General features: G+C 55.0%; 13 protein-coding genes. 4 read left to right on the top strand and 9 right to left on the bottom strand.

Features of this window, described 5'->3' with window-relative positions:
* Position 1: 1 nt before the first annotated feature.
* The 4 genes from AC2FID_RS13855 to AC2FID_RS13840 all read right to left on the bottom strand — a co-directional run bounded on the left by AC2FID_RS13855 (position 2) and on the right by AC2FID_RS13840 (position 3873).
* Complete coding sequence (locus AC2FID_RS13855) at positions 2–721, bottom strand: helix-turn-helix transcriptional regulator (RefSeq protein WP_058273517.1); 720 nt, start codon at positions 719–721, stop codon at positions 2–4.
* Positions 660–878 carry a hypothetical protein gene (locus AC2FID_RS13850; protein ID WP_058278773.1) on the bottom strand — a complete coding sequence of 73 codons (219 nt, stop codon included), beginning with the start codon at positions 876–878 and terminating at the stop codon, positions 660–662. The genes AC2FID_RS13855 and AC2FID_RS13850 overlap by 62 nt, the downstream gene beginning before the upstream one ends.
* Positions 879–1084: 206 nt before the next feature.
* A complete protein-coding gene (ccrA, locus tag AC2FID_RS13845) occupies positions 1085–2371 on the bottom strand; it encodes a crotonyl-CoA carboxylase/reductase (protein ID WP_496734373.1) in 1287 nt (428 codons plus the stop codon).
* A gap of 113 nt (positions 2372–2484) precedes the next feature.
* Positions 2485–3873 carry a 1-acyl-sn-glycerol-3-phosphate acyltransferase gene (locus tag AC2FID_RS13840; RefSeq protein WP_496756410.1) on the bottom strand — a complete coding sequence of 463 codons (1389 nt, stop codon included), beginning with the start codon at positions 3871–3873 and terminating at the stop codon, positions 2485–2487.
* 144 nt (positions 3874–4017) lie between these two features.
* Here AC2FID_RS13840 and AC2FID_RS13835 point away from each other — a divergent pair, with 144 nt between their 5' ends.
* The 3 genes from AC2FID_RS13835 to deoD all read left to right on the top strand — a co-directional run bounded on the left by AC2FID_RS13835 (position 4018) and on the right by deoD (position 7159).
* Positions 4018–5985 (top strand): methylmalonyl-CoA mutase family protein, encoded by a 1968-nt coding sequence (locus AC2FID_RS13835; RefSeq protein ID WP_496837302.1) that lies wholly within the window; start codon positions 4018–4020, stop codon positions 5983–5985.
* 124 nt (positions 5986–6109) lie between these two features.
* On the top strand, positions 6110–6424 hold the full coding sequence (locus tag AC2FID_RS13830; protein WP_282169797.1) for an H-NS histone family protein: 315 nt from the start codon (positions 6110–6112) through the stop codon (positions 6422–6424).
* A 24-nt stretch (positions 6425–6448) separates the two neighbouring features.
* The gene (deoD, locus tag AC2FID_RS13825) at positions 6449–7159 is read left to right on the top strand and encodes a purine-nucleoside phosphorylase (RefSeq protein ID WP_282152465.1); all 711 of its coding nucleotides are present in this window, start codon (positions 6449–6451) and stop codon (positions 7157–7159) included.
* Positions 7160–7726: 567 nt separating this feature from the next.
* On the opposite strand, the gene AC2FID_RS13820 is transcribed toward deoD, so the two are convergent.
* On the bottom strand, positions 7727–7975 hold the full coding sequence (locus tag AC2FID_RS13820; RefSeq protein WP_058278778.1) for a hypothetical protein: 249 nt from the start codon (positions 7973–7975) through the stop codon (positions 7727–7729).
* Between the two features lie 88 nt (positions 7976–8063).
* On the bottom strand, positions 8064–8843 hold the full coding sequence (locus AC2FID_RS13815; RefSeq protein ID WP_058273522.1) for a succinate dehydrogenase iron-sulfur subunit: 780 nt from the start codon (positions 8841–8843) through the stop codon (positions 8064–8066).
* A 163-nt stretch (positions 8844–9006) separates the two neighbouring features.
* Between AC2FID_RS13815 and AC2FID_RS13810 the strand changes: the two genes are divergently transcribed.
* The gene (locus tag AC2FID_RS13810; protein ID WP_496837299.1) at positions 9007–10062 is read left to right on the top strand and encodes a glycosyltransferase family 4 protein; all 1056 of its coding nucleotides are present in this window, start codon (positions 9007–9009) and stop codon (positions 10060–10062) included.
* Positions 10063–10075: 13 nt separating this feature from the next.
* Here the strand turns inward: AC2FID_RS13810 and AC2FID_RS13805 are convergent, their stop codons facing one another.
* The 3 genes from AC2FID_RS13805 to sdhA form a co-directional block, all read right to left on the bottom strand.
* Complete coding sequence (locus AC2FID_RS13805; RefSeq protein WP_496698774.1) at positions 10076–10732, bottom strand: hypothetical protein; 657 nt, start codon at positions 10730–10732, stop codon at positions 10076–10078.
* Between the two features lie 34 nt (positions 10733–10766).
* Positions 10767–11378 carry a class I SAM-dependent methyltransferase gene (locus tag AC2FID_RS13800; protein ID WP_496756425.1) on the bottom strand — a complete coding sequence of 204 codons (612 nt, stop codon included), beginning with the start codon at positions 11376–11378 and terminating at the stop codon, positions 10767–10769.
* A gap of 133 nt (positions 11379–11511) precedes the next feature.
* Positions 11512–13320, bottom strand: a complete 1809-nt coding sequence (gene sdhA / locus AC2FID_RS13795) for a succinate dehydrogenase flavoprotein subunit (RefSeq protein ID WP_496734360.1) — start codon at positions 13318–13320, stop codon at positions 11512–11514.
* Between the last annotated feature and the right edge of the window lie 10 nt (positions 13321–13330).

The raw sequence follows: 13330 nt of genomic DNA, 5'->3' as shown, positions 1-13330 counted from the left end.
CTTAAACCACTATTAACCCTCGGCTCAAGGCCGTTGCGATAGCATGAGTTGTGTTTTGCGCACCCAACTTGGCGCGTGCGCTTTCGATATAGACCCTCAGCGTGTGTTCCGAGATCGACAATGAATGAGCGACCTGTGCCCTGCTATAACCCAGAGCGAGCAAGGTCATGGCGTCCACTTCACGCGGCGACAATCCGCGTGAAGATTCGGGCTGACGGTCACTTTCAAACTCTAGCGCCTTTCGGTTGAAGTAATGCGCGATCAGGATCAACTCACGCCCATGCGTTTCGATGAATTTCTGCCAGGTTTCATCATCACAGGTGTGGTTGACAGTAAACAACGCGAATTGACCATTCGGCCCGCGGATCGGAATGGAATAACCTTGATTGCCAACGCCGTGCTCTAATGCATCCGTCAAAAATGTCTTGGCAACCTTGCCCGACCAATCCAGCGTCTTCCAGTCCACCGGATGAAACCGTTGGAAACAGCCCAGTATGACCGGATCGATTCTATGATAGTTACGCTCGCGGTACCGTTCGGCCCAGACGTCGGGATAGGTGGTATAGCCGTATTGATCACCGGCCCCGTCGACCCAATGGTAAATCAGGTTTTCAATCTGCAGCCTGTCCCGCAGGCGAATGGCGACTTCGCTTAGTTCGTCAAGCGAGCTGGTGTTTTCCAAGTCCTCCAGAACCTGGCTCATATCGAGTTTTGTTGCCATCCGCTGGTGCCCGAACCTCATTCTTTCTGGACGAGATTTCGGCTGCGGCGATCAGCTTGGTGTCATCCAACTGCTCGGCAAGCGCGGTCAAACCGTTTTCAACAGCAAAGGCGCTGAGGTCCGACAGTACGTCCAGTATCCACTCATTTTGCGCCATCAGCGTCTCTCCGAAACGGTTAACGAAGGGTTAACACAACCATAGCATGAGGAAGTTTTTTTAGCCTATTCACTGATTTCTACTCCCCAAAAACAGCGGGGTATTTTCATTTAAGTCTTTGAAAAGTCTGATACCATCACCAAAAAGAAACACCCGCGAGCCGGAAAACCGATTCGCGGGTGTTTTGGATTTTGTCTGAGACGAACTTAGTCGCGCGCAGCCAGAACCTCTTCCAAGGTGCGCATTCCGGTCTGTGGAGCCTGAACCAGCACCGACATGTTGCCCGGCTTATGCTCGTTGCGCATCATTTTCATATGCGCCTCAGGCAGATCGGCCCAGGTGAACACTTCGGACATGCACGGATCCAATCGACGCTCGACCATCAGCTGGTTTGCTGCGGCCGCCTGTTTCAGGTGAGCAAAGTGCGAACCCTGCAGACGCTTCTGGTGCATCCACATGTAACGCACGTCGAAGGTCAGGTTGTAGCCGGTTGTACCGGCACAGATTACAACCATACCGCCTTTTTTAACGACGAAGGTCGAAACCGGGAAGGTGCTTTCGCCGGGGTGCTCGAACACCATGTCGACGTTGTTGCCTTTACCGGTGATGTCCCAAATGGCTTTGCCGAACTTGCGGGCCTCTTTGAACCACTCGGCATATTCGGGTGTGTTGACCGTCGGCAGCTGACCCCAGCAGTTGAAGTCCTTGCGGTTCAGAACGCCCTTGGCACCCAGACCCATCACAAAGTCGCGCTTGCTTTCGTCCGAGATCACACCGATGGCATTTGCACCTGCGGTGTTGATCAGCTGGATCGCGTAAGACCCCAGGCCACCCGATGCGCCCCAAACCAGAACGTTCTGACCCGGCTTCAAATCGTGCGGTTCATGGCCGAACAGCATCCGATAAGCGGTCGCCAATGTCAGCGTATAGCAGGCGCTTTCTTCCCAAGTCAGGTGCTTGGGACGCGGCATCAACTGTTGAGCCTGAACATTTGTGAACTGCGCGAACGAGCCGTCCGGAGTTTCATAGCCCCAAATTCGCTGGCTATCCGAATACATCGGGTCGCCACCATTACAGTGTTCGTCGTCGCCGTCATCCTGATTGCAGTGGATGACAACTTCATCACCAACTTTCCAACGGGTGACTTTTGAACCAACTGCCCAAACGATGCCAGACGCATCCGAACCGGCAATGTGGTAAGGTGCCTTATGGCCGTCAAAAGGCGAGATCGGCTTGCCCAGCGAGGCCCAGACGCCGTTGTAGTTGACGCCTGCAGCCATGACCAGAACCAGCACTTCGTGACTGTCCAGCACGGGGACGTCTACGACTTCCTGAATCATCGCGGTGTCCGGGTCGCCGTGGCGCTCCTTGCGGATCGCCCATGCATACATTTTCTTGGGCACAAAACCCATCGGAGGGATTTCACCCATCTCATAGAGGTCTTTTTCCGGTGCCTCGTACGACGCGATGCCGCTGTCGGTGTCCAGAGCCATGTTGGCCTCCTTCAGTTCTAAACCTTTGCCGCGATGCAGAATCGCGTGCATTAACCGATGGAATATTGGCCTTTAGGAAATAATGCAACCGAAATCGGTGCCGTTTTGTAACTTTATGACCCAGCGGATGCAGAAATTTCCTTCGCATCTGCAGCATTTCCCTCGTCTGGTCCCATCGGAACCGAGGCTGCATAATACTCCAGAAGATCAACCCTTTGACCGGACAGGCATATTTTCCCGTCACTGCGCCTGAGAATTCGCCGTTCGACCAACTGATCAATCGCGGCTTCAACCGATGTCTGGTTCTCTTGGTCCGTCATTCCATTGCGACGCATGAGCTCGACAATCACCTGAACGGCATCGGCCTCCGACATCTCTTTATGCTTTTGCATTAGCCAACACGCGGCGGGTACCGGGACCAGCGGGATGGCAGCGCGGAGTCGCGTCATCAGGTCACGCGCCAAATCGGTCATCAGATCGCGCTGATGATCTGCCCGAAACGCCCGTAAGGAAACGGGCTGACCATATCGGACCGAGGCTAGGCCAAATCGTTTGTAGCGCCCGATCACGCGCCGCCAGAGTTGTTTGAGGATCCATCTGGTGATTACACCGATCCGCGCGCGAAACCGTCGTTCATTGCCTAATGCGGCACGCGTCAGAACAGTATCTTCGAGCACACGATCATAGTTCAGCGCCACGGGGACGAATACAACATCGCGGCCCTCTTCCGAGGTCCCGTCAATAATATATTTGAGCAAACCCAGCTTTGGACGACCCAGGGCACCAGTCAGACTTAGCCCACCTTCGGGGAACATGGCCTGCGTCACTCCTGCCGCGGTTGCGTGGCGCACATAACAGGACAACACCTGACGATAGAGATCATTGCCGGACTTTCGCCGGATAAAATAAGCCCCCATCGCACGGATCAGACGGCTAAGGGGCCAGACACGGGCCCATTCACCCACCGCATAAGAAAGGGCCGAATGTTGCGCTGCGAGGTAGGTAACGAGCACATAGTCCATATTGCTGCGATGATTCATGACGAAAACCACCGTGGCGTCGGGGTCGATGTTTTCGATAGCGTCTTCGTCCTGATAGCTAAGCTGCACATGATAAAACGCATTGCTCAGCAAACGAGCCAGACGGATCGCAATGCTGAAATAGGCAACGGCTGAAAACGAGGGAACGATCTCACGCGCGTATCGCTGCGCTTGCTCGAACGCCACAGCATCGGGGACACCCGTTTCGCGTGCGTGATCCTGAACGGCCTGACCAACCTGCGGGTCATAGATCAGGCGCTGAATCATATCGTGACGGTGTGCCAACTTGAACGGCTGGATCGGCCGCTTCAGGCGCGTGTTCAATCGTTTCACCGCTCGTTCGAGTCGACGCCTGAAAAACCACCGCACCGACGGGAACAGAAAATGTGATGCCAAAGTGACCACGGCAAACACCAGGATCAGCAAAAAAAGCCAAAGCGGAAGTTCCACGGTCTGAGTCATGCGTGCACCCTGCCACCAAACGCTGCGTCCTACAATCTGAAGAACCCAATATGCCGCGACGCAGCGAATTGACATGTCCCGAAAATTGCGCTTTAGAGGCCAGGAACGTAATTTTCTTGCCCAACCGATACGTGAGGTCCAGCTATGACGCAGACGCAGAAAGATCGCCCCTGGCTCATCCGAACCTATGCCGGTCATTCCACCGCCAAAGCGTCGAACGCCTTGTATCGCGGGAACCTGGCAAAAGGCCAGACGGGCCTGTCGGTGGCCTTCGATCTGCCCACGCAGACCGGTTATGACAGCGATCATACGCTCGCGCGCGGCGAAGTGGGCAAGGTTGGCGTACCCGTCGGCCACCTAGGCGATATGCGGGTTCTGTTCGACCAGATTCCGTTGGAACAGATGAACACTTCGATGACGATCAACGCGACAGCGCCTTGGCTGCTTGCGCTTTACATCGCTGTGGCCGAGGAACAAGGCGCAGATATCTCCAAACTGCAGGGCACGGTACAAAACGACCTGATCAAGGAATACCTGAGCCGCGGCACCTATGTCTGCCCGCCCAAACCGTCGCTCAAGATGATCGCTGACGTGGCCGAGTACTGTTATACCAACGTGCCGAAATGGAACCCGATGAACGTGTGTTCCTATCACCTGCAAGAAGCCGGCGCGACACCGGAGCAAGAGCTGTCTTATGCGCTGGCCACCGCCATCGCCGTTCTGGACGAACTGCGCCCTCGTGTCCCCGCCGAGGATTTCCCGGCACTTTGCGGACGGATTTCGTTCTTTGTTAACGCAGGTATCCGCTTTGTCACTGAAATGTGCAAAATGCGCGCTTTCGTCGATCTTTGGGACGAAATCCTGCGCGACCGCTACGGCGTAGAGAACCCGAAATTCCGCCGATTCCGGTATGGCGTTCAGGTCAACTCGCTCGGTTTGACCGAGCAGCAGCCTGAAAACAACGTCTACCGCATCCTGATCGAGATGCTGGCCGTGACTCTTTCGAAAAAGGCCCGCGCCCGCGCAGTTCAGCTGCCTGCATGGAACGAGGCACTGGGCCTGCCCCGCCCCTGGGATCAGCAGTGGTCCATGCGGATGCAACAGATTCTGGCCTATGAGACCGACCTTCTGGAATATGGTGACCTGTTCGATGGCAACCCCGCCGTGGACGCGAAGGTTGAAGAATTGAAAGAGGGCGCACGCGCCGAACTGGCCAATCTGGATTCGATGGGCGGTGCGGTTGCGTCGATCGAATACATGAAGTCACGGCTTGTTGATTCAAACGCTGAACGCCTGAACCGCATCGAACGGAACGAAACTGTCGTTGTCGGTGTGAACAAGTGGATCGAAGGCGAACCCTCGCCCCTGCAGACCGAAGATGGCGGCATCATGGTCGTTGACCCTGCTGTCGAACAAGAACAAATCGCGCGCCTGAATGATTGGCGGCAAGATCGCGATGACACAGCTGTCGCGGCGGCTCTGGCCGCGCTACGCGAAGCGGCGCAAAACGGCACCAACGTCATGGAGCCCTCAATCACAGCTGCCAAGGCTGGTGTAACCACCGGTGAGTGGGCCGAAGAAATGCGTAAAGTCTACGGTACCTATCGCGGGCCCACGGGCGTTTCGGGCTCGGTCTCGAACAAGACAGAGGGCTTGGAAGATCTGCGGGCCGCAGTGGATGCAGTCAGCGACAAGCTTGGCCGTCGCCTGAAATTCCTGGTCGGAAAACCGGGCCTGGACGGTCATTCGAACGGTGCGGAACAGATCGCATTCCGCGCACGTGATTGCGGTATGGAAATCAGTTACGAAGGTATCCGCCTGACGCCAGAGGAAATCGTAACTGCCGCGGCGGATGACGACGCACATGTCATCGGTCTGTCAATTCTTTCCGGCAGCCACATTCCGCTTGTGCAGGACGTCATGAACCGACTGCGCGAGGCCGGGCTGGATCATATTCCGGTGATTGTTGGTGGCATCATCCCCGATGACGATGCCGCAAAGCTCACTGCGATGGGCGTCGCAAAGATCTATACGCCCAAGAATTTTGAGCTGAATGCAATCATGGGCGACATCGTCACCCTGGTAGATCCGCAAACCCTCGCTGCTGAGTAATATCTGCCAATTTCGCCAATTCCTCTTCTATCCCCTGAACAAAAGGGGATAGATAATTTATTTCTTTGGAATTACGGTGTGCTATCGGGGACACCGGTAATGACTAACTCCTGGGAGAGGGTGAATGTCGGGGACAAATCTGGAAAAAATGTCGCGTAAAGAACTACTCGAATTGCGCGAAAAGGTCGAAAAAGCACTAGTCGACGCAGAAAAGCGCGAACGGAAAGAGGCGTTAAAAGCCGCTGAAAAAGCCGCAGCAGAATTTGGATTCTCATTGTCAGAATTGGCAAAAGACAACCCGGCTTCCGGAAAAATTGCGAAAGCAAAATACAGAAATCCTGCAGATCCAAAACAAACATGGTCGGGTCGCGGCCGAAAACCGCAATGGCTTCATGACGCATTGAAATCCGGGGCGGATATCTCGGATCTGGAAATCTAATATCTAATTGGAACTGATCCCAAAATGACCATTCATATTGGAGCCAAAAAAGGCGACATCGCAGAAACGGTTCTTTTGCCTGGCGATCCCTATCGCGCAAAATGGGCGGCCGAAACGTTTTTGGACGATGTGAAGCAAGTCAATGACGTTCGCGGTATGCTGGGCTTTACCGGAAGCTGGAAAGGCAACCCTGTCACCATTCAGGGCAGCGGTATGGGCATGCCGTCCTTGTCGATTTACGTCAACGAATTGATCCGGGACTACGGGGCCAAAACGCTGATCCGCATCGGCTCCTGCGGGGGAATGCAGGACAGCGTGAATGTCCGTGATGTGATCCTTGCGATGACCTCGACCACGCTTAGCTCACCGTCACGCGGCATCATGAAAGAGCTGAACTTTGCACCCTGCGCTGATTGGGGGCTGCTTCAGGCGGCGGCTCAGGCGGCAGCGGCCAAAGGCACGCCAACCCATGTTGGTGGCATCTACTCGTCGGACGTTTTCTATGACGAACGCCCAGATCTGAACGAACAGATGGTGCGGCACGGTATTCTCGGGGTCGAGATGGAAGCTGCTGAGCTGTACATTCTGGCCGCGCGCCACAAATGCCGGGCATTGGCTGTTCTAACCGTTTCCGACCACTTGCTGACCGGCGAAGCTTTGCCCTCAGCTGATCGCGAAAGCAGTTTTGGCGATATGGTTGAAATCGCACTACAGGCGGCATTTCCGGCGGCGTAAATGCAAACATGCAGGGTGGGAAACCGCCCTGCTTATGCCGCTATTGCCCCTTCAGGCATTGAGTTGGAGCGTCGCCTCCCTGCTGCTGCGCGCCACAAAATGCACACACCCAAACGCCTTCTTTGCGGTGCTGCCGCCAGCGGCAGTCCCGGCTCAAGGATGAGGTGCGCGAGCGCCACAGGAAATAGGCAAATACTCCGCCTGCCAGAATAAGAAGCAAAATGGGCATGCCAATGCATGGCCCATTTTTCCCACTGGTGGCAAGCCCACAGTTGTCGGTTCAGGCTGCGTTAGCGTATTCGAACAAATCTGGGATGCGGTCATTTACGGGTTTCACAGGTTCTGGAGTGTAATATGACCACGCTTGTTCCAACGTTTTTAGAGCCTCTGATTTTGTGTTCTGTTTTTCTTCCATCGGAGAGATCCTGTTCTAATTCAGTCACTCCTCCCTGATTGAAAAATAGACAGACGCGCCGACAGATTCACCGCATCTTTTTGCAGTTTCGGTATGCCCTTAACGCAACTAAGGCTGGCATTTGCATCCGCCAGCCCTAGGCTCGATGCTTGTTACGCCGCCATGCAGGCATTCGCTTTAGCGGCCTGAGCCTCGCTTACGCCATCACCTGGAACAAATACTTCAGCCTGCTTGCCACCCTGCAGTTCGTATTGCGTCGTAAACGAACCACTAATCCCCGCCTGCCCGGCGCATTCCACTTGCTTGAATACAATATCCGCCCGATTGCTGCTCGAACCGCCACAGGCCGAAAGAGCCGTGATCGCGGCGACAGACAAAACCTTAGTAAGTGTTTGAGTCATTGATGTTCTCCGAATTTTCAATACTCGCAGAACACGAAAAAACCCGGGAAGTTACCATCCCGGGCTTCATAATTTCTTTCGGCTGTGCTCAAACTGCGCGGTCAACCATCATCTTTTTGATTTCGGCAATCGCCTTGGCCGGGTTCAGACCCTTCGGACAGGTCTTGGCGCAATTCATGATCGTGTGGCAGCGATACAGCTTGAACGGGTCTTCCAACTCATCCAAACGTTCACCAGTGGCTTCGTCACGGCTGTCGATGATCCAGCGATACGCATGCAAAAGCGCAGCGGGCCCAAGGTAGCGATCTCCGTTCCACCAATAGCTGGGGCACGAGGTCGAGCAGCTGGCGCACATCACGCATTCATACAAGCCATCCAGTTTCTTGCGATCTTCGATCGATTGCTTCCACTCTTTCGCAGGACGGTTGGTCTTGGTTTCCAGCCACGGCATGATGCTTGCATGCTGCGCATAGAAATGCGTCAGGTCAGGGATCAGGTCCTTGACGACCGGCATATGCGGCAGCGGGTAAATCTTAACGTCACCCTTGATTTCATCCATGCCGTAGATACAGGCCAGCGTGTTGATCCCGTCGATATTCATCGCGCAGGAACCGCAGATACCTTCGCGGCAGGACCGGCGGAAGGTCAGCGTCGGGTCGATTTCATTCTTGATCTTGATCAGCGCGTCCAGAACCATCGGGCCGCAGCTGTCCATATCGACAAAATAGGTGTCTACACGTGGATTTTGACCGTCATCCGGGTTCCAGCGATAGATCTGGAATTTACGAACATTGGCCGCGCCTTCAGGCTTTGGCCAAGTTTTACCTGTGGTAATCCGAGAGTTCTTTGGCAGGGTGAGTTGTACCATTTCCGACCTCGCTAAAATCCTGCGTATAGATATACTCGACAGGCCGGAAAGCCAACCTTTTAACCTTGAAAACACCCAAGAAAATTGGGCAAGTTCACCACAAAATTCCTGCGGCGCACAAGGATCGTGCCGCTGAAGAAACGAGTTGAGTTCAGGACAGTGAATGCCGATTAATGTTGTCAACATACCCTACGGCAATAAGAACCCCTACCAGAACATGCTTTATTCGGCCTGCAAGCCAGAGTTCTGCTTGATTGCTTCCAGAAGCGCTCCTTTGTCCGCGTTTGCAAAGGCTGATTTCCAACCCGATCAAAGCATAATTCATATTCATTGGGACGACCGGTTGTTCCCCAAGCCGGAAACGGAAGTGCAGGCTTCTGTTTTTCGTTCTACCTGTGACGGCTTGAGACAATACCAGGCCAATGGCGGGCGCGTGATCTGGACCATTCACAATCAGTTCGCGCATTCCGAAGGAGTCAAGACGGATTACTTCCGCAATAACCGCCGGGAATTGGCGGAAATTGTCGACCTGATTCATGTTCACACGCCCCATGCCCGGCAACATATGATTGATGAATATGGCGCTGACCCGGATAAACTGCGCCTCATTCCGCATCCGAGCTATCTTGGTGTTTACGAGCCGTCAGAGCAAACATTGAAACGCCCCCTTCCCCTGCGCGAGCGCACCCATTTTTTAAGCTTTGGAACAATGCGGGGCAGCCGTGAATTGGAACGGTTGGAAGATGCCGCAAAAAAAATGACCAATCGTGGTCACGACTTTCAGGTATCAGTCGTCGGGCGGGTGTATCCGTCCGGCCGCCGCCTGATGCGCCGCATGCGATCAAACCGAAATACTACGGTTATTCCTGATCGAATTCCTGATTCCGAAATAGCCCAAGTGTTCTCAAATGCGCATGCATACATGCTGCCGTCGACGACCACTTTTACCTCGGGAACGGCAATGCTGGCGCAGACCTATGGCTTGCCGATTATCGGCCCCGACATTGATGCGCACAAGCATACTACACCGGAGGCCTGTCATGATCTGCTCTATCCCGCGCGGAACCCAAGAGGCCTGATCCGCATGATGATGCGTGTGCTCAGCATGTCCGATGAGGAACTGGCCGAAAAACGTCAGGCCTGTCTCGCCTTTGCGGTTGAACGCAGCCCGCACCGAATATCCGGCGACCTGAAACGCGCGTTGATTGAACTGACCTAGATGCGATCACCTGTTACACAATACCCGTCGTTCGCGCGGCAAAAACCGCGATTTCATCCAAAACTGCTTGGGGCGTCCTTCTGGTAAAAGTCTTGAAGATTGTTTCGTGCTCACCTTCGGTGGGCACACGCCGGACAAATCCCCATTCCTGCCGGTCAATTGCCCAGCTTTCGATTCCATTTTCGTACAGCCAACGCGCATAGCGGACATCCACGAATTTCTGGCTGTCTTTCATGAATTCATACGGAGCGACGTTCTTACCCATCGCAACCATGCCACATGTTGCAAGTTGATCAACGCGCTGCATCCGGCGCAATGGTTGGCCGCCCTTGACCACATCTCGTTGCCGATGGCTGGTCGGAGCCTTGTCAGTGTAGGTCGACGCGTGTGTTCCAAAAACCACTTTCTCCGGCCCCTTTTCCTCGAGCCGCTGAACCATGTGCTTTACGAAAATTTCGCTATAGATCAGATCATCATCGACGAAGAAAACGATGTCGTCGGGGTCGGGTGTCGTGAAGAACTTACCGACATCCTTCTGATCCTCTTCCGGTACAAAGGCGTTTATCTTGGGGTTGTCTCTAAACTCCGTCGGAACTTCACCCCATTCGTTCAGGCACAGGTACAGCGCGTCCACCTGATCGATGATCGACTGCACGGCAAGGGGTAACATTTTTTCTCGTAAAGGGTACGAGGCCATATGTGCTCTAACCGCCATCACTCAACCTTTCGAAAACTTTAAACGAAGCGAAACTGTATCTGCGGGAATTGCCGTGGCCGTCCCGATTGAACGGGTTTGTCTCACCGCAATACATCTTCCAATTTGAGAACCGGTCTGCGACCCAGTTCGAATACTCGCGATGGCGCACATGAGCGTTGTTTGGGTCAAAGACGAAATCGGACGAATAAATCACCACAAACCGTTTTGCCAAAGAAAACAGCCGGTGCATATAGGCCTCAAAAACTTCGTCTTCGACCAGATGATAAATGACGTCCAGGGACAATGCAGCGTCGTGCGGCTCGACGTCCGCATCTGCCGGAAGAAACGTCCAGCCTGAACGCTCGCTGAATTGGGCATTACACTTGCGCACGCAGTCTTCCGAGATATCCAGACCTGTGAATTGAGGGATATCAAAAAGGCTTGCCTGATTGCCATCGCCACTGCCCAATTCGACAACCGATTGTACGTCTTCAACTTCGACTAGGGTGTTGATGAAATTGGCCTTGTAAACCGCCAACCGGCCATAAGACCCAGCGCCAGAGTTTTTGCCCTGCGCGTAACGATTGGTCCAGTATTCGTTTGAGGAAAAATTACTCATGCTCGCACATCAACACTGGCGGGGCCGCAGAAACGGGTTCCACAGTCTTTGAGTGCGTATGGTCCTTTTCTCTCAACGATACTAATCACCGCGTCGCCTCTCGGTCTCTGTCGCGTCTTTAGGTTTTACGACATCAGAACGTCCGCGCTTTGGGCGCGATTTTCTGCAGGCTGATGCCGCCTTCATCTTCGGTTGTCAGCGGATCGGCAATGACCGGGCGATAGCTGAGATCAACCTGGTTGCCATCAACACGCGACACCGTATGGACGCGCCAGTTCTCATCATCGCGCTCGGTGAAATCTTCATGCGCGTGCGCGCCGCGGGATTCCTTACGCGCCTCGGCGCCGACAATCGTGGCCAACGCACTTGGCATCAGGTTGGTCAGCTCCAGCGTTTCCATCAGGTCGCTGTTCCAGACCAGCGAGCGGTCGCTGACTTTCAGGTCGTCCATCTTGGCGGCGATCGCCGTCATCTTGTCGACGCCCTCGGCCATGGTTTTTGCTGTCCGGAAGACCGCTGCGTCTTCCTGCATGGTCTTCTGCATCTCAAGACGCAGATCGGCGGTAGCGATTGCACCGCTGGCATTACGTACCGCGTCAAAGCGGTCGAACGCCTTATCGACGGACGCCTGATTCAGCACCGGGTTCGGTGCCTCGGCATCCACAACCTTGCCCGCTTTGATTGCAGCAGCGCGGCCAAAGACCACGAGGTCGATCAGTGAGTTCGAGCCCAAACGGTTCGCCCCGTGGACCGAGGCACAGCCCGCTTCTCCCACAGCCATCAATCCGGGGACAACGCCCGTCGGGTTGTCAGCGGTCGGGTTCAGAACCTCACCCCAATAGTTGGTCGGAATGCCGCCCATGTTGTAGTGCACGGTCGGCAGAACCGGGATCGGTTCCTTGGTGACGTCTACGCCCGCAAAAACGCGCGCCGATTCCGAAATCCCTGGCAGACGTTCGGCCAGCGCCTCGGCCGGCAAGTGGCTGAGGTTCAGGTGAATGTGGTCGCCACCGTCACCATGGCCACGGCCTTCGCGGATCTCCATTGTCATCGAACGCGAGACGTAATCGCGAGGCGCGAGGTCCTTGTACTGGGGCGCATAACGCTCCATGAACCGTTCGCCTTCCGAGTTGGTTAGGTAACCGCCCTCACCACGCGCGCCTTCGGTGATCAGACAGCCAGAACCGTAAATGCCGGTCGGGTGGAACTGAACGAACTCCATGTCCTGCAGGGCCAGCCCTGCGCGGGCCACCATGCCGCCACCATCGCCGGTGCAGGTATGGGCCGATGTTGCGCTGAAGTAGGCGCGGCCGTAACCGCCGGTTGCCAGCACTACCATCTTGGCGTTGAAGACATGCATCGTGCCGTCGTCCAACTTCCAGCAGACGACACCCTGACACTGCCCGTCTTCGGACATGATCAGGTCGATGGCGAAGTATTCGATATAGAACTCGGCGTTGTTCTTGAGGCTTTGACCATAGAGCGTGTGCAGGATCGCGTGACCGGTCCGGTCAGCAGCCGCACAGGTCCGCTGCACGGCAGGACCTTCGCCGAATTCGGTGGTGTGACCACCGAACGGGCGTTGGTAGATCTTGCCCTCTTCAGTACGGCTGAACGGAACACCGTAGTGTTCCAGCTCATACACGGCCTTGGGTGCCTCACGCGCAAGGTATTCCATTGCATCGGTGTCACCCAGCCAGTCCGAGCCTTTGACGGTGTCGTACATGTGCCACTGCCAGTGGTCCGGGCCCATATTGGACAGAGATGCGGCGATCCCGCCCTGCGCGGCAACCGTGTGCGAGCGTGTCGGAAACACCTTCGTGACACATGCCGTGCGCAGACCTTGTTCTGCCATGCCCAGTGTGGCGCGCAGACCAGCGCCGCCAGCGCCGACAACAACCACGTCATATTCGTGTGTTTCGTATTCGTATGCAGCTGTCATTTGATTATTT

The organism is Ruegeria sp. CDSC068, assembly GCF_059610545.1.
The sequence above is the reverse complement of the archived record's forward strand: the minus strand, read 5'-3'. Positions and strand labels throughout refer to the sequence as shown.